Source organism: Nocardioides sp. TRM66260-LWL (assembly GCF_020075545.1).
GTDB lineage: Bacteria > Actinomycetota > Actinomycetes > Propionibacteriales > Nocardioidaceae > Nocardioides.
This window is the reverse complement of record NZ_JAIQZK010000005.1, coordinates 187,564-203,355: the sequence shown is the minus strand read 5'-3', so window position 1 is coordinate 203,355 and position 15,792 is coordinate 187,564. Positions and strand designations below refer to the sequence as shown.

The following is a 15,792-nucleotide window of genomic DNA, read 5'->3' as shown; positions in this document are numbered from 1 at the left end:
GATTCTATGCGAACACGCGTTCGATCGCCAGTGTTTCCCCAGATCAGACCAGGTTTTTGAGAACCTCAGCCATGGACAACTGAGAGAGACGACGACGAGGCCGGCGGCGGCGAACGGGGAACACCCGCTGTACCGAGACGGCGGGCAACCACCGAGTGCCATGACCGCCACGGCGACCACTGACAAGCGGTGAGCTGACCATCGGTGGTCGACCTCGAGTCACCGTGGGCGTTCGAGTGCCGGGGTCTCGACAGGCTCGACCACCGGTCGTCCGCCCGCCGGGAGCCGCCGGGAGATCAGCCACCCGACGAGCGTCAGGCCGGCGGCGATCGCCCAGAGGCCGGAGTAGCCCACGTACGCCCCCTGGTAGAGGTACGAGAACGTGCCTGCGGCGGCGACGGGCAGCCAGTGCCAGCGGCCGGTCATGGCGATGAGCGCGAGCAGCAGCACGGCGTACCAGCCGTAGTGCGGGGTGAAGACGAGGAACGCGCCGCCGACGAGCCACACGGCGGAGCGCTCCGGGTGATCGGGGTCGCTGACGCGCCAGCAGAGGGCGGCGAGGGCGACCAGGACCAGCGCGCCGACGAGGGTGTCGAGCGGCTGGGGCAGCAGCCAGCCGACGAGCTTGAGCCGCGAGCCGCTGCTGTAGCCCTCCTCGTCCAGGTAGCCGGGGAGGTAGCCGATGACGTCCATGCCGACGGCGAGCACGTGCGGCACGTAGCCGAGCACGACGACGGCGACGGAGGTGCCGATGACGGTCCAGGGGTGCCGCTTCAGCAGCGCCGGGCCGATCAGGGCGGGATAGATCTTGGTGGCGATCGCGGCGCCGAGCAGCACGCCCGCCCAGGCCGGCCGCATCAGCGCGTACGCGGCGAGCGCTCCGTAGGCGAAGAGGACGCCGACCCAGTCGATGTGCGCGTTGTTGCCGATCTCGGTGACCACCAGCGGGCTCCAGGCCCACAGCGCGGCCCACCACGCCGGCTCGCCGCGCAGCCGCTGGCGGCGCAGCAGCAGGAACGTCAGCAGCAGGACGCCGGCGGCGCCCGTCGCCTGGAAGGCCAGCTGTCCGCCGTGGCCGTCCAGCCCGGCCAGGTCGACGAGCCGGACGCCGACGAACGCGCCCTGTGCGACCGGCGGGTAGATGGTGCGCACGTCGGGCCGGTTGAGCCGCGCGCAGCCGGTCGGCCGCGTGCAGGTGCCGTCCCCGGACGCCTGGAACAGCTCGGGGGTGTGCAGCCGCTCGAGCGCGGGGTCGTTCGGCGTGTGCCGGTACGGGCTCACGCCGGCGAGCTGCACGGTGCCGTCCCAGATGTAGCGCAGGTCGTCGTTGGACGTCTGCGGCGGGACGCTGATCGCGGCCAGCTGCAGCAGCGTCGCGACGCCGAGCACCAGCCCGGCGACGGCCCGGCGGCCCAGCCGCGCCCAGGCGAGCGCGATCACCGCGACGGCGAACGGCGCCCAGGCCAGCGGCTGCTGCTCGCCGCTCGCGTCGTCGCGGAACAGCACGGCCGTGAGCACCACCTGCGTCGCGGCGGCCAGGCCGAGCACGATCCGCGCCACGAGCACCCCCCGCGAGCGGGGAGCGGTGGCCGGGGGGGCGTCGACCTGGGGGGACGTCATGCCGCGAGGGTGCCACCCGTCCGAGGCGTCCCGCGAGCGCGGAGGGCGAGGGGTCACCGATCCGTAAGCACCGGGCCCGACGACCCGGTGACAGGTCTTACCGATCGGTGACGGACCCCCAAGGGAGGTTGTCCCGATCACCGGGCACTGTCACGTTCGGAGCATGACACCCCGTCCCTGCTCTCCCCGTCGCCGCCGATGAGGGTGCTGCTCACCGGCTCGGCCGGCTTCATCGGCACCGCCGTCCGCGCCCGCCTCGAGGCGGCCGGGCACGACGTCGTCGGCGTCGACCTCATGCTCGAGCAGGCCCACGGCGACGCGGCGGCGCCCGCGGGGACGCACCGGCTGGACGTCCGCGACGCCGTCGCCGACCCGGACGCCGCGTGGTCGCGGCTGCTGCGCGGCGTCGACGTCGTGTGCCACCAGGCCGGGGTCGTGGGCGTCGAGCGGGATGCCGCGGAGCTGCCGCTCTACGCCTCGCACAACGACGTCGGGACCGCCACGCTGCTCGCCGCGATGGCCGCGCACGGGGTGGAGCGGCTGGTGCTGGCCTCCTCGATGGTCGTCTACGGCGAGGGCCGCTACGCCTGCGCCACCCACGGCCCGCAGACGCCCGGACCCCGCTCGGAGGAGCGGATGGCGGCCGGCCGGTACGAGAACGCGTGCCCCCGCTGCGACGAGGACCTCGCCTGGCTCACGATCGGCGAGGACGCGCCGCTGCGTCCCCGCAGCGGGTACGCCGCCGGCAAGGCCGCGCAGGAGCACTACGCCGGCGCGTGGGCCCGGCTCACCGGCAGCCGGCTGATGGCGCTGCGCTACCACAACGTCTACGGGCCCGGCATGCCGCGCGACAGCAGCTACTGCGGCGTCGCGGCGATCTTCCGCTCGCGGATCGAGGCCGGCCTGCCGCCGCTCGTGCTGGAGGACGGCGGTCAGCAGCGCGACTTCGTGCACGTCGACGACGTCGCCACCGCCAACCTGCTGGCGATCGAGGCGGTCGGCGACCTGCCCGCCGGCGACGCGCCGGCCTACAACGTCGCCTCCGGTCAGCCGGTGACCATCGCGCAGGTCGCCGAGGCGATCGCCGGCACCCGGGGCCTGACGCCCGAGGTCGTCGGCGGCCACCGCATCGGCGACGTCCGGCACGTCGTCGCCTCGCCCGAGGCCGCCCGCCGCGACCTCGGCTTCGTCGCGGCCGTGCGTCCCGAGGCCGGCCTGCCGGCGCTGGCGTCCGCGCCGCTGCGCGAGGCCGTCCGATGAGCGGCGACGGGCTGGACGAGACCACGCTGGTGCTCCCCTGTCTCGACGAGGGCCCGTCGCTGCGGGCGCTCCTGCCGCGGGTGCCCGCCGACCTCCGCGTCGTGGTGGCCGACAACGCCTCCACCGACGACACCGCCGCGGTGGCCCGCTCGTTCGGCGCCACCGTCGTGCAGGCCTCGCCGCGCGGCTACGGCGCGGCGGTGCACGCCGGCGTCGAGGCCGCCACGACCCGCTGGGTCGCGGTGATGGACGGCGACGGCTCGCTCGACCCCGACGACGTCGCCCCGCTGCTCGCGCTCGTGCGCGGCGGCGAGGCCGACCTGGCGATGGGCCGCCGGGTGCCGGTCAGCCGCGGGCTGGTGCCCTGGCACGCCCGCCTGGGCAACGCGATGATCCTGCGACTGCTGCGCCGCCGCATCGGCGTCGGCGTGCGCGACATCGGCCCCCTGCGGGTCTGCGAGCGGGAGCGGCTGCTCGCGCTCGGCGTCGAGGACCGCGGCATGGGCTACCCCGTCGAGCTGCTCGACCGCGCCACCCGCGCCGGCTGGCGGATCGTCGAGCGCGACGTCGCCTACCACCCGCGCACCGCGGGCACCCGCTCGAAGGTCTCCGGCTCCCTGCGGGGCACCCTGCGCACCGCCCGCGACATCGGCCGGGTGCTGGCATGAGCGCGCCCACCGCCCTGGTGATGGCCAAGGTGCCGGTGCCCGGACGGGTCAAGACCCGCCTCGCCGCCGACCTGCCCGGCTCGTCCGGGCAGGCCCACGAGGCGGCGGCCGCCCTCGCCGCGGCCGCGCTCCTCGACACCCTCGACGCCGTCGCGGCCTGGGCGCCGCCCGGACGCCGCGTCGTCGCGCTGGACGCCGACCCGGCCGACCCGGCCGCAGGCCCCCACGCCGGAGCCCTCGTCGAGGCGCTGGACGGCTGGCGGGTCGTCCCGCAGGGCGAGGGCGGCCTCGACGAGCGCCTCGCCCGCGCCCACGCCCGCGTCGACGGCGCCGTCCTGCAGATCGGCATGGACACCCCCCACGTCACCCCGGCCCTGCTCGACGCCGTCGCCGCCGGCCTGGACGACGCCGACGCCGTGGTCGCGCCCGCTGACGACGGCGGCTGGTGGGCGCTGGCCCTGCGGTCGGGCCGCGACGGCCGTGCGCTGCACGGCGTCCCGATGTCGACGGACACCACGGGCGAGGCCACCGTGGCCGCCCTGGCCGCCCTCGGCCTGCGGGTCGGCTCCGCGCCCGTCCTGGAGGACGCCGACACCCTCGCCGCCGCCCGGCGGATCGCCGCCGCGGCCCCCGACACCCGCTTCGCCCGGCTCCTCGAGCGACTGGAGGCCGGACTCCCGGCCGGAGAGGCGGCCCTGCGATGACCGCCCAGCCCTGCCCCCACCACCCGGACGGCTGTCCGGGCGGCCAGTCCCGCGCGGGCGGGCGGCCGGTCTCGCCCGTCGCCCGTCGCGTGCTCGGCGCAGAGGAGGTCTTCGCCCACGCCCTGCGCGGCGAGCCCTGCCATCTCGCCATCGGCGGCACCGACCAGCGGGTCGCGCTGCCGGTCGTCGACTGGACCCGCGACACCGACGACTCCGACGAGCTGCTGCTCGGCTGGTGCGTCGGCCCGACGATCGACATCGGCTGCGGTCCCGGCCGGATGGTCACCGAGCTGGCGGCGCGCGGCCACCTGAGCCTCGGCATCGACGTCGTGCCCGAGGCCGTGCGCCAGACCCGCCTGCGCGGCGGCGCGGCGATGCGTCGCGACGTCTTCGAGCGGGTGCCCGGCGAGGGCCGCTGGCAGACCGCGCTCCTCGCCGACGGCAACGTCGGCATCGGCGGCGACCCCGTCGCGCTGCTCGCCCGGGTGCGCCGGATGCTGCGCCCCGGGGGCCGCATCGTGGTCGAGACCGCCGCGCCCGGCTCGGCGTCGCGCAGCTTCGACGCCCGGCTGGAGTGCGCCTGCGCCGCCAGCGACGCCTTCGGCTGGGCGATCGTCTCGATCGAGGACCTCCCCGACATGGCCGCCGACGCGGGTCTGCGCGAGGAGCGCCGTCGCACCGCCGAGGGACGCTGGGCCGCCGTGCTCACCGAGGCCGCCTGATGAGCACCCTGCGCGAGCGCGTGCCGGCGCTGCCCACCCCGACGTTCTCCTCCCGCCTGCGCAGCCCGGCGGTGGCCGCGCGCATCGGCGTCTGGCTCGGCCTGGCCTTCGCGGTCTGCTTCGTCTCCGGGCTGATCAGCCACGCGATCCAGATCCCGTCTGTGCAGGGCGAGATCCCGTTCCCGACCAGCCCCGTGTGGATCTACCGGGTCACCCAGACGCTGCACGTCGTGGCCGGCACCGCCGCCGTCCCGCTGCTGCTCGCGAAGCTGTGGGCCGTCTACCCGCGGCTGTTCCAGGCGCCGCCTCGTGGAGCTCGCGAGGCCCTGCTGAGCGTGCTCGAGCGCGGCTCGATCGCGCTGCTCGTCGCCGGCTCGCTGCTCGAGCTCGGCCTCGGGCTGATGAACGTCGCCCAGTGGTACGCCTGGGGCTTCGACTTCCGGGTGACGCACTACGCGCTCGGCTGGCTCGTGATCGGCGCCCTCCTCGTGCACATCGCGGTGAAGCTGCCGGTCATCCGCAGCGTGCTCGGCGCCGACGTCGAGGCGAGCGACGAGGACCGGCCCGAGGCCGTCGAGCCCGGCGTCCTCACCCGGCGCGGCGTGCTGCGCACGACCTGGATCTCGGCCGGCGTGGCGGTCGTCGTCGCGAGCTCCGCCGCCGGCACCGCGCCCGTGCTGAACCGCATCGCCGCGCTCTCGCCCCGCTCCCGGCGCAGCGGCATCCCGATCAACCGCACGGCCGCGCAGGCCGGCGTCGTGCCGGCCGCGACCAGCGGCGACTACGCCTGCTCCGTGCTGCTCGACGGCGCGGAGCGACGCTTCTCCGCCGCGCAGCTGCGGGCGCTGCCGCAGGCCACCCACACCCTGCCGATCGCGTGCGTCGAGGGCTGGAGCGCCGACGGCACCTGGACCGGCGTCCCGCTGCGCGCCCTGCTGGACGAGGTGGGCGCGCCGCTCGGACGCCCGGTACGGGTCGTCTCGCTGCAGCGCAGCGGACCTGACCTCGAGACCGTGCTGCCGCCGGACTTCGCCGACGACCCCCGCACGCTGCTGGCCATGGAGCTCGACGGCGAGCCGCTCTCGCTCGACCACGGCTACCCGGTGCGACTGATCGCGCCGAACCGTCCCGGCGCGCTGCAGACCAAGTGGGTCGGACGGGTGGAGGTGCTCTGATGCGCGCCGAGACCGGGGTGCGGGCGGTCCTGATCGTGCTCGGCGCCGCCGTCATGGCCTACGCGGCCTGGCTGCTGCTCGATCGTCAGACGCTCGACCAGAGCCTCGAGGTCGGCCGATGGGCGATCATCGCCGTCGTGCTGCACGACGCCGTCCTCGCGCCGATCGCCCTCGGCATCGGCTGGCTGCTGGGCCGGCTCGGCGGTGCGGGCGGCGTCCGGGCGACGGCGGTGCGGGCGGCGGCTGCCGCCGGCACCGTGATCGCCACGCTCGGCGTCACGGGCTTCGCGGTGCTGACCCGCTCCGGCGACGACGCCGGCAACCGGACCCTGCTCGACCGCGACTACCCGGCCGGCCTGCTGGGGGTCGCGGCCGTCGTCGTGGTCGTCGCCGGGCTGGCCGCGCTCGCGGGCGTCGCCGGCGCCCGGCTCGGAGCGCGTCGCCCCTGATGGCGCGGGTGCTGGTCGTCGACGACGACGCGACCGTGCGGGAGGTGCTCGCCACCTACCTGCGCGCGCACGACCACGAGGTCGTCGAGGCCGGCGACGGCGAGACCGCGCTGCGGCTGATGGCCGAGCGGCCCGCCGACCTGGTGGTGCTCGACCTCATGCTGCCGGGCGTCGACGGGCTCGAGGTGACCCGCCGGCTGCGCCGCGAGCGCGACGTCCCGATCATCATGCTCACCGCGCTCGGCGGCGAGGCCGACCGCGTCGTCGGTCTCGAGCTCGGGGCCGACGACTACGTCGGCAAGCCGTTCAGCCCGCGCGAGCTCGCCCTGCGGGTCGACGGCGTGCTGCGCCGCACCGCGGCCGCCCCGGCCGCCGACTCCGGGCGCGTCACCCGCGACGGCGACCTCCTGGTCGACGCCGGACGCCGCCTGGCCTCGCTCGACGACGTGCCGCTCGCGCTCACCACCCGCGAGTTCGACCTGCTGCACTTCCTCGTCACCCACCCGTCCACCGCCTTCACGCGCGAGGATCTCCTCCAGCACGTGTGGGGCTGGACGATCGGCGACCGCTCGACGGTCACCGTGCACGTGCGCCGCCTGCGCGAGAAGGTCGAGACCGACCCGACGCGCCCCGTCCGGCTCCTCACCGTGTGGGGCGTCGGCTACCGATGGGAGCTCCGAGCATGACCCTCGCCGACCTCGCCCAGATCGTCGGCGTCGCCGCGCTCGCCGCCGGACTCGTCGGCGCCCTCGGCCTCGGCGTCGCCTGGGCGACGCGCGCCTGGTCGCTGCGCTGGCAGCTGCTCGTGCTCGCCGCGGCGGCCGGTCTGGGCGGCTACGCCGGGACGCTCGCGATCGCGTGGCAGATGTTCATCTCCTCCCACGACCTGCTGGTCGTGACGGTCGTCAGCACCGTGTCGCTGCTGATGGCGGTGGCCCTGGCCGTCGCGATGAGCTGGCCGCTCGCGCGCTGGTCGGCCACGCTCCAGGGCCAGGTGCGGTCCCTCGGTCCCGGCCTGGTGCCGGGCGCGGTGACGACCGGGCCGCGGGAGTGGCGCGCGCTCTCCGACGAGCTGGCCGAGGCCCAGCGCCGCCTCGAGCAGGCCCGGCTGCGCGAGCTGCGGCTGGAGGAGTCCCGCCGCGAGCTGGTCTCCTGGGTCTCCCACGACCTGCGCACGCCGCTGGCCGGCATGCGGGCGATGGCCGAGGCGCTCGAGGACGGCCTGGCCCCCGACCCGTCACGCTTCCACCGCCAGATCCGCGTCGAGGTCGACCGGATGGCCGCGATGGTCGACGACCTCTTCGAGCTCTCCCGCATCCACGCGGGCGTCCTGCGGCTCACGCCGACGACGCTGGCCCTCGGCGACCTGGTCTCCGAGGCGATCGCCGGCGCCGATCCGCTGGCCCGCGCCCGCAACGTCCGGCTCGGCGGCGACGTCGACGCCGACCTCGAGGTCACCGCGGACCCCGCCGGCCTCTCCCGGGTGCTCTCCAACCTGCTGGTCAACGCCATCCGGCACACGCCGTCCGACGGCGTCGTCGAGGTGATCGGACGCCGGCACGACGACGGCGTCGAGGTGCTGGTCAGCGACGGCTGCGGCGGTCTGCGGCAGGACGAGATCGAGCGGGTCTTCGACCTCGGCTGGCAGGGGGAGCAGGCGCGCACGCCGAGCGCGGCCGGCACGCCGGGCGGCCCGACCGGCGCCGGCCTCGGCCTGGCGATCGTCAAGGGGATCGTCGAGGCCCACCACGGGCGCGTCGGCGTGGAGAACCTGCCCGCCGACGGCGGCTGCCGCTTCTCGGTGCTGCTGCCGCGAGCCGTCCCGGCCTGAGCGCCGCGGGGCGCCGACCGGGGCATGCCGCCGCGTTCCAGGAAACAGGCGTCCACTCATCCGGGCGAACCGAGCACACATGACCGCGGAGCGGCTACGATTCGGATGCGTCGGCCGCGACATCGCCTCACGCTGTGAGAACAGGGTCCTGGGGAGGGCCTGAGCGCGATGTCGCGGCCGACGTGCTGTTCCCGGGGCTAGGCCCGAGGAACAGGGTGCTGGGGAGTGCTCCATCCCTCGTTCGGCGCGGCCCGCCCCGCGGATGGGTGCAAGCTCGCCGGTCTAGTCCACCCTGGGCCGCGGACGTGGCCCGGGCGGGCCGGGCAGGTCCGTCCGATCGATGCCGGGGTTCGCCGGACGGCGCCGTCGACGGCCCCGTACGGTGGTCGCGCATCTCGGGAGGTGGGCATGCTCGGACGGACACGCATGGGGCGCGTGGGGCTGAAGGGACGTACGGGATCGTCGACGGCGGTCGCGCTGCTGGCGGTGGCCGTGGTGGCGGCGCTGGTCGCGGCCGTGCTGGAGGCGCCCGCGCTCGCCCGCGGATCCGACCTTCTCGGCCGGCCGGCGGCCCGCACGGTCACCCACGTCGACCAGCGCTCGGTGCCGCCGCGGGAGACCGTGCGGATCCTCCAGGTCGTGTTCCGCGCCAAGGCCGGCGAGCGGCGGCTGATCACCGCGAAGGTGTACGCCCGGCAGCCGCGCACCACCGGCGACCCCGTGCTGATGGCCGCAGTCTCCATGGGCTGCAGCCCGCGGGCCCGCGGCGTCCGCAGCGCCGGATCGACGCAGAACCTCGTCCGCGGCCACCGCAGCCTGCTCACGCCGCGCTTCGTCTACCGCGTCCCGCGCACCGGACGCGTGGCGTGCACCGTCTACGCCACCGGCGAGCGGCCGCGTCCGCATCGCGGTGGCGCGCGGCGCAACGCCTGGCGGGTCTCCGACGGCTCCTACATCGCGGTCTCACAGCCGCTCCGGCGCTGGTCGCGCTCGATCGGGACGGCCGCCCGCTCCCGCGTCGTCCGACCGCATCGCCAGTGGTCGCCGATCAGCACCCGCGTGTGGATCGGCGCCGGCCGCTCCTTCCAGCTGCTCGCCGACCACAAGGTGACGACCTGCTCCTCGCCGGGCGGCAGCAAGGACTCCACCACGCAGGGCCGCAACCTGTGCCGCTTCCACGTGCGCAGCGGAGGCACGCGCGTGCGCTCGCGGATCACCGTCGTCCAGCTGGACCGCCGCGGCCACGCGTGCGCCCCCCGGCAGGTCTTCCTCGGCTCGCGGATGGTGACGCCGTCGGTGCACCACGCGATGCTGTTCCAGCGCGAGCGGGTGCGCGTCGCCCGGCGCAAGGGCTGCACCCAGCGCTTCTGGATCCGCTCCACCCTGCTCAACAGCCGCGGCGCGACGATGATGGTGCACGCGCCGTCGGAGCGGCTGGCGGTGCTGCCGCGCGTGGTGCGCTAGCCGCGGGCGGGGCCGGCCGCAACGCCGGCCAGGTGGCGCACGAACGCGTCCGCGTGCACCCGCCAGTCGAGGTGCCGCTGCGCGTACACGTGGCCGCGCGCCCCGACCTCGGCCAGCGCGGGGTCGGCCTCGAGCGCGAGCACGGCCTCGACGACGTCCTCGGGTCGGGCGCGGCCCTCGACGAACGGCACCACGCGTCCGGCGTCGGCCTCCTCGACCAGCCGCACCGCCTCCGGCAGCGGGGTCGTGACGACGGGCAGCCCGTGCGCGAGGTACTCCGCCACCTTGCTCGGCCGCGAGACGCGGTAGTTCGGCTGGTCGTGCAGGAGCGAGAGCCCGGCCAGGGCGCCGTCCAGCAGCGCCATCGCCTCGGCGTACGGCCGGAAGCCCAGCCACTCGACGCCCGGCGCGTCGACCAGCGCGGCCTGCGCCTCGGCGTCGGCCGGCCCGACCAGCTGCACGCGCACCCGCCCGTCCGTGCGCTCGTGCAGCAGGGCGCCGGCCGCGATCATCTCGAGGGCGCCGCGGGCCCGGGTCAGGTGCCCGACGTAGACCACCCGCGGCTCGCCCGGTGCGACGACCCGGTCCGGCACCCGGGTGGTGTTCGGGACGACGGGGTGCGGCCGCGCGAACCGCTGCTGGTAGGCGTCCTCGGCCAGGAGCAGGTCGACGCGGCGCTCCGCCCGACGCTCCACCGCGCGCACGCCCCGGGCCGCGGGGCCGGACAGCGACGCGGGGAGCCAGGCCTTCATGCCGAGCGCGGCGGCGGTGTCCTCGTGCACGTCCCAGACGACCGGCGGCAGGCGCAGCCCCGTGGTGGCCAGCAGCAGCTCGGGGTCGTGCAGCAGGACGACGTCGTGCGCCGGGGCCTCGCGACGCAGCAGCGCCCGGGCCGCGCGGAGGGCGCGCAGCCGACGGCGTCCGCGGGCGCGGGGCACGTCGAGGGTGCGCAGGCCGGGCTCGGGCACGGCGGCCACGTCGTAGCCGGTGAACGGCGCCGCGTAGGTGACCTCCCAGCCGTGCTCGAGCAGCGCGGGGATCTGCCGCTGCCTGATGCGGGCGTCCTGGGGGTGGTGCACCACCGTGACGACCAGCGCGCGGGTCACCCGGCCTGCTCCGCCTTCGCGGACTCGGCGCGGGCGGCCTCCTCGCGGGCGGCCTCCTCGCGGGCGGCCTCCTCGCGGGCCGCCTGTTCCTGCTGACGGCGCCGCGAGACCGGCTGGTCCTCGTCGGCGTCGTCGACCTGCACGCGCTTGCGCTTGGTGGGCCGCGCGGTCGGACGTCCGGTCTTGGCGGAGTACTCGTCGAGCACGTCGGCGGTGGGGCCGTCGGCGACCAGGCGACCGCGGTCGAGCCACAGCACGCGGTCGCACATGTTGCGCACCATCGACATCGAGTGGCTCACCAGGATCATCGTGCCCGCGTGCTCGACGATGTCGTCGATGCGGTCCTGGCTGCGCTGCTTGAACTCGACGTCGCCGGTGGCCAGCGCCTCGTCGATCATCAGGATGTCGGGCTGGGAGGACGTCGAGATCGCGAACCGCAGCCGCGCGCCCATGCCGGAGGAGTAGGCGCGCATCGGCAGGTCGATGAACTCGCCGATGCCGGCGAGGTCGACGATGTCGTCGTAGCGCTCGCGCACCTGGGCGGGCGTGAGGCCCAGTGCCAGGCCGCCGAGCACGATGTTGCGCTCGCCGGAGAGGTCGCGCATGAGCGCGGCGTTGACGCCCAGCAGCGACGCGGTGCCGTCGGCCCAGATGGCGCCCTGCGTGACGGGCAGCGCGCCGGCGATGCCGCGCAGCAGCGTCGACTTGCCCGAGCCGTTGTGGCCGATGATGCCGATCGACTCGCCGTGGTGGGCCACGAACGAGACGCCCTGCACCGCCTTGACGACGTCGACCGCGCCGACGTGGCGCCGCAGCCGCTGGTTCCACGACTGCCCCTTGAGCCGGCGGCCGCCGAACGTGCGGTAGTGGATGTGCACGTCGTCGACGATCAGCGACGGCTTGCCGACCCGGCTGCCGGCGTCGGGCCGGATGCCGGGACCCTCCGCCGGCTCGTCGTGGTCGTCGTGGTCGTCGTAGTCGTCAGCCACGGGCGTAGGTCTCCTCCGCGCGCCAGAAGAACACGAAGCCGACGGCCAGCAGCCCGAAGGCCCAGCCGATGCCCCACAGCCACGACGAGAGCGACACCGGCACCTCGGTGAGCAGGCACGAGCGGCCGAGCTCGAGGTAGATCGCGATCGGCTGGTGCTTGAGGATGTCAGCGGCGGCGCCGTCCTTGACGTAGTGGTTGAGCGAGAAGAAGACGCCCGAGGTGTACATCAGCGCGCGCAGCACGAAGGGCACGAGCCGCCCGAAGTCGCGGAACTGCGAGACCAGCCGGGCGAGCACCATCGCGATGCCCATGCCGAAGACCCACTGGAGGCCGACCGCCAGGGGCAGCAGCAGCCACACCGGTCGCAGCGGCTCGCCGGAGCTGATCACGACCACGATCAGCACCAGCAGCGCCGGCATCAGCGTGAACAGCTCGGCGGTGACGGTCGCCAGCGGCAGCATCGCGCGCGGGAACTGCAGCGAGCCGATGAGGTCCTGGTTCAGCGAGATCGCCTTCGAGCCGTTGGAGATCGAGGCGGTGGAGAAGTGGAACAGGAAGACGCCGATCACCAGGAAGCCGGTGTAGTTGTCGATGCCGCGGTTGGTCTTGAGCACGACGCCGAACACCAGCAGGTAGACGCACGCCCACAGCGAGGGCGTGATGACCGCCCAGAGCTGGCCGAGGTAGCCGCCGGACTGGTTGCGCGCGTAGGCGCGCGCCGCCGCGAGGGAGATCATGAAGTGACGCCGCTGCCAGGTCTGGCGCAGGTACTCCCTGAGGGGCGGCCGGACGCCGACCCTGCTCAGCCCGTGTTCGGCGGCGAGCGCCGCGAGATCGGTCACAGTCGGTGCGCCTCCTCGCCGACGGTCGCGCCGCGGGTGTCGAAGAACAGCTGCGACGCGGCGGCCAGCGCGCTGGGGTCGTAGGACGTGTGCTTCTGCACGAGCACGACCAGGTCGGCCTCGCGCAGCGCGGCGTCGAGGTCGTCGGCGCGGGTGACCTCGACGCCCGGACGCCAGTCGGTGACGTGGGGGTCGTGGTAGACGAGCTCGGCGCCGAGCTGGCTGAGCTGACGGGCCAGCGGCACCGCGGGCGACTCGCGCTGGTCGGCGATGTCGGGCTTGTAGGTGACCCCCAGCAGCAGCAGCTTCGAGCCGCGGATGGCCTTGGCGTGGTCGTTGAGCAGGTTCTGCGCGCGGTGCGCCACGTAGGCCGGCATCGTCGCGTTGATCTCCTCGGCGAGCTCGACGAAGCGGAACGGGTAGCCGAGCTTCGCGCGCACGTTGTGGGAGAGGTAGTTGGGGTCGATCGGGATGCAGTGGCCGCCGACGCCCGGGCCCGGGTAGAACGCCTGGAAGCCGAACGGCTTGGTGGAGGCGCAGCGGATGACGTCCCACAGGTCGATGTCGAGCTCGTGGCAGAAGCGGGCCATCTCGTTGACCAGCGCGATGTTGATGTGCCGGTAGGTGTTCTCGAGGAGCTTCGCGGTCTCGGCCTCGCGGGCGCCGACCGCCTCGACGATGGTGTCGACGAAGCGGCCGTAGAACGCGCCGGCCCGCTTCGTGGCCTCGGCGTCGAGCCCGCCGACCACCTTCGGGGTGTTCTTCAGGCCCCAGGTGGGGTTGCCGGGGTCGATGCGCTCGGGGGAGAACGCGAGGGAGAAGTCGGTGCCCGCCGTCAGGCCGCTGGCCTCCTCGAGCTGCGGCTTGACCTCCTCCTCGGTGGTGCCGGGGTAGGTGGTCGACTCGAGCACGACGAGCTGGCCGCGCTGCAGGTTCGCGCCGATCGCGGCGACGGCCGAGCGGACGGCGCGCAGGTCGGGGCCGCCGCCGTCGCCCAGCGGGGTCGGCACGCAGATGACGACGGTCTCGGCGCCGGCGATCACCGAGGCGTCGGTGGTGGCGCGGAAGCCGCCCTCGACCATGGCGGCGATGTCGGCGTCGGAGAGGTCGTCGACGTGCGAGCGACCGCCGTTGAGGCCCTCGACGATGGCCTCGGTGACGTCGAGCCCGGCGACCCGCAGACCGGCGGCGGTGGCCTCCTTGGCCAGCGGCAGGCCGACGTAGCCGAGACCGATCACGACGAGGTCGTGGGTCCAGGTCGTGTCGGCGGTGGGGGATGCGGTCACAGGGTCTCTCCTCGGATCGCGCCGGTGCGGCGGGCTGGTTCGGGTCGGGCCGGTGCGTGGGCCGGTGCGTGGTCCGGTGCGGTCCGACGGGCGTCTGCGGTGGGGTCCATCGTGCCGTAGACGGCGGCGTAGGCGTGCGTCGCCGCCCTCCACGTGCGGGTGTCGGCGACCCAGCGGCGCGCGGCGGCGCCGCGGTGGGCCCGCTCGGCGGGGTCGGCGAGGGCCTCCAGTCCGGCGGCGATCGCCTCGGGGTCGTCAGGTCGCACCAGCACGCCCCGATCCTCCCCCACGATCTCGCGCAGCGGGGGCAGGTCGGCCGCGAGCACCGGCAGGCCGAGCGCCATCGCCTCGACCGGCTTGATCGGCGGGACGACGCGCGTCACCGGCAGGTCGCGGCGCGGCAGGCAGAAGACGTCGAGGCGACGGTAGGCGTCGGCGAGCGCCGCGCGGTCGAGCCGGCCGGTGAAGGTGGCGGCGTCGCCGAGCCCGCGCTCGGCGGCCAGCGTCTCGAGCGCGGCCCGGGCCGGGCCGTCGCCGGCCACGAGCAGCCGGACGTCGCGACCGCGCGTCCGCAGCAGGGCGACCGCCTCGACGAGCAGGTCGACGCCCTCGTAGGCGTTGAGGGTGCCGCCGATGCCGACGGTCAGGCCGGCTCCCGGCGCGCGGGGCGGGACGGGCTCGGCCAGCCACGAGTCGTCGACGCAGTTGGGCACCACGTGCACGCGCGCGGGGTCGACGCCGCGGGCGATCACCTGCTCGCGCAGGGCCGTGCTCAGCGTCACGACGGCGTCGGCGGCGCGCATCACCTGCGCCTCGGACTCCCGGCTGAGCCGGTGGAAGTCGGTGCGGGCGGCGGCGTCGGGGTCGGCGGCGCGGCTGCGCCAGGTCTCCTCCAGCAGCCCCCGCACCTCGTAGAGCAGCGGGACGCCGTGGCGCCGGCGCAGCGCGAGCCCGACCCGGCCGTTGAGGTGGTTGCTGTGCGCGTGCAGCACGTCGGGACGCACCTGCTCGACGACCCGCGAGGCGCGCTCGACGTCGAGCCGCAGTGCGTCGTCGGCGCGCAGCGGCAGCCGCGGGCCGAGCAGGCGGTGGTGCACGACGCCGGCCACGACCCGGCGGGCCGGGACGCCGAGGCGGCCCTTGCTGACCGGGAACCCCAGGCGGCTGACGACGTGCACCTCGGCGCCGTCGCGCACCTGCTGCTCGGTGATGCCCCGGGTGCGCACGGTGTACCCGGCGACGATCTCGGGCTCGGAGTTGGTGACGAGGTGCAGCACGCGCTCGGCGCCGGCGGGCGCGGGCGGCCCGAGCCGGCGCGGCGGCAGCGGGCCGGCGGGCACGGGCGCGAGCAGCATCGCGAGCTCGCCGTCGATCAGCCGGGCCAGGAGCGGACCGACCGGGCCGGCGGCGCGGGCGAGCTCGCGGGCCAGCCGCAGCTCGCCGCGGGCGTGGGCGTCGAGGGCGGCGCGGTAGCGCGGGTCGTCCTGCCACGGCGCCGGCACGCCGCCGACGTGGGCGGTCGCGCGCAGCAGGTGACGCAGCGTGACGACGGCCGCCGCGGGGGCGTCGCGGAGGGTGCGGCCCGCGGCGTCGAGACGCCGGCTGCCTGCACCCATGAGGACTCCTCGCTGCCTGCTGTGGGACGGTCGTGCGATTCCGGGCCCGCCGCCGCAC

The 15,792-nt window shown here is 75.5% G+C and carries 15 protein-coding genes; 9 read left to right on the top strand and 6 right to left on the bottom strand.

What is annotated here, in order from left to right; translation table 11 throughout:
* Positions 1–219: 219 nt before the first annotated feature.
* Positions 220–1,620, bottom strand: a complete 1,401-nt coding sequence (locus tag K8Z61_RS13575) for a glycosyltransferase family 87 protein (RefSeq protein ID WP_224130399.1) — start codon at positions 1,618–1,620, stop codon at positions 220–222.
* Between the two features lie 198 nt (positions 1,621–1,818).
* Between K8Z61_RS13575 and K8Z61_RS13570 the strand changes: the two genes are divergently transcribed.
* From K8Z61_RS13570 to K8Z61_RS13530, 9 genes are all read left to right on the top strand, one after another.
* Positions 1,819–2,880, top strand: coding sequence for an NAD(P)-dependent oxidoreductase (locus K8Z61_RS13570; RefSeq protein ID WP_224130397.1), 1,062 nt, complete (start codon positions 1,819–1,821; stop codon positions 2,878–2,880).
* On the top strand, positions 2,877–3,548 hold the full coding sequence (locus K8Z61_RS13565) for a glycosyltransferase family 2 protein (protein WP_263431049.1): 672 nt from the start codon (positions 2,877–2,879) through the stop codon (positions 3,546–3,548). Before K8Z61_RS13570 ends, K8Z61_RS13565 begins: the two co-directional genes overlap by 4 nt.
* Entirely contained in the window at positions 3,545–4,252 is a 708-nt protein-coding gene (locus tag K8Z61_RS13560; RefSeq protein WP_224130395.1) for a DUF2064 domain-containing protein, read from the top strand. Before K8Z61_RS13565 ends, K8Z61_RS13560 begins: the two co-directional genes overlap by 4 nt.
* A complete protein-coding gene (locus tag K8Z61_RS13555) occupies positions 4,249–4,974 on the top strand; it encodes a bifunctional 2-polyprenyl-6-hydroxyphenol methylase/3-demethylubiquinol 3-O-methyltransferase UbiG (RefSeq protein ID WP_224130393.1) in 726 nt (241 codons plus the stop codon). Before K8Z61_RS13560 ends, K8Z61_RS13555 begins: the two co-directional genes overlap by 4 nt.
* Positions 4,974–6,149, top strand: coding sequence for a molybdopterin-dependent oxidoreductase (locus K8Z61_RS13550; protein ID WP_224130391.1), 1,176 nt, complete (start codon positions 4,974–4,976; stop codon positions 6,147–6,149). Before K8Z61_RS13555 ends, K8Z61_RS13550 begins: the two co-directional genes overlap by 1 nt.
* Positions 6,149–6,598 (top strand): hypothetical protein, encoded by a 450-nt coding sequence (locus K8Z61_RS13545; protein ID WP_224130389.1) that lies wholly within the window; start codon positions 6,149–6,151, stop codon positions 6,596–6,598. The genes K8Z61_RS13550 and K8Z61_RS13545 overlap by 1 nt, the downstream gene beginning before the upstream one ends.
* On the top strand, positions 6,598–7,284 hold the full coding sequence (locus tag K8Z61_RS13540) for a response regulator transcription factor (RefSeq protein ID WP_224130387.1): 687 nt from the start codon (positions 6,598–6,600) through the stop codon (positions 7,282–7,284). Before K8Z61_RS13545 ends, K8Z61_RS13540 begins: the two co-directional genes overlap by 1 nt.
* On the top strand, positions 7,281–8,429 hold the full coding sequence (locus K8Z61_RS13535; RefSeq protein WP_224130385.1) for a sensor histidine kinase KdpD: 1,149 nt from the start codon (positions 7,281–7,283) through the stop codon (positions 8,427–8,429). The genes K8Z61_RS13540 and K8Z61_RS13535 overlap by 4 nt, the downstream gene beginning before the upstream one ends.
* 408 nt (positions 8,430–8,837) lie before the next feature.
* On the top strand, positions 8,838–9,893 hold the full coding sequence (locus K8Z61_RS13530; protein WP_224130383.1) for a hypothetical protein: 1,056 nt from the start codon (positions 8,838–8,840) through the stop codon (positions 9,891–9,893).
* Here K8Z61_RS13530 and K8Z61_RS13525 read toward each other — a convergent pair.
* Genes K8Z61_RS13525 through K8Z61_RS13505 form a run of 5 tightly spaced genes read right to left on the bottom strand, consistent with a single transcriptional unit; the run spans position 9,890 to position 15,734 of the window.
* Complete coding sequence (locus tag K8Z61_RS13525) at positions 9,890–10,999, bottom strand: glycosyltransferase (protein ID WP_224130381.1); 1,110 nt, start codon at positions 10,997–10,999, stop codon at positions 9,890–9,892. The genes K8Z61_RS13530 and K8Z61_RS13525 overlap by 4 nt on opposite strands.
* Complete coding sequence (locus K8Z61_RS13520) at positions 10,996–11,988, bottom strand: ABC transporter ATP-binding protein (protein ID WP_224130379.1); 993 nt, start codon at positions 11,986–11,988, stop codon at positions 10,996–10,998. Before K8Z61_RS13520 ends, K8Z61_RS13525 begins: the two co-directional genes overlap by 4 nt.
* On the bottom strand, positions 11,981–12,832 hold the full coding sequence (locus K8Z61_RS13515; RefSeq protein ID WP_224130377.1) for an ABC transporter permease: 852 nt from the start codon (positions 12,830–12,832) through the stop codon (positions 11,981–11,983). Before K8Z61_RS13515 ends, K8Z61_RS13520 begins: the two co-directional genes overlap by 8 nt.
* Positions 12,829–14,118: a nucleotide sugar dehydrogenase gene (locus K8Z61_RS13510; protein ID WP_224130375.1), complete on the bottom strand. Its 1,290-nt coding sequence runs from the start codon at positions 14,116–14,118 to the stop codon at positions 12,829–12,831. Before K8Z61_RS13510 ends, K8Z61_RS13515 begins: the two co-directional genes overlap by 4 nt.
* Positions 14,115–15,734 carry a glycosyltransferase family 4 protein gene (locus K8Z61_RS13505; protein ID WP_224130373.1) on the bottom strand — a complete coding sequence of 540 codons (1,620 nt, stop codon included), beginning with the start codon at positions 15,732–15,734 and terminating at the stop codon, positions 14,115–14,117. Before K8Z61_RS13505 ends, K8Z61_RS13510 begins: the two co-directional genes overlap by 4 nt.
* Between the last annotated feature and the right edge of the window lie 58 nt (positions 15,735–15,792).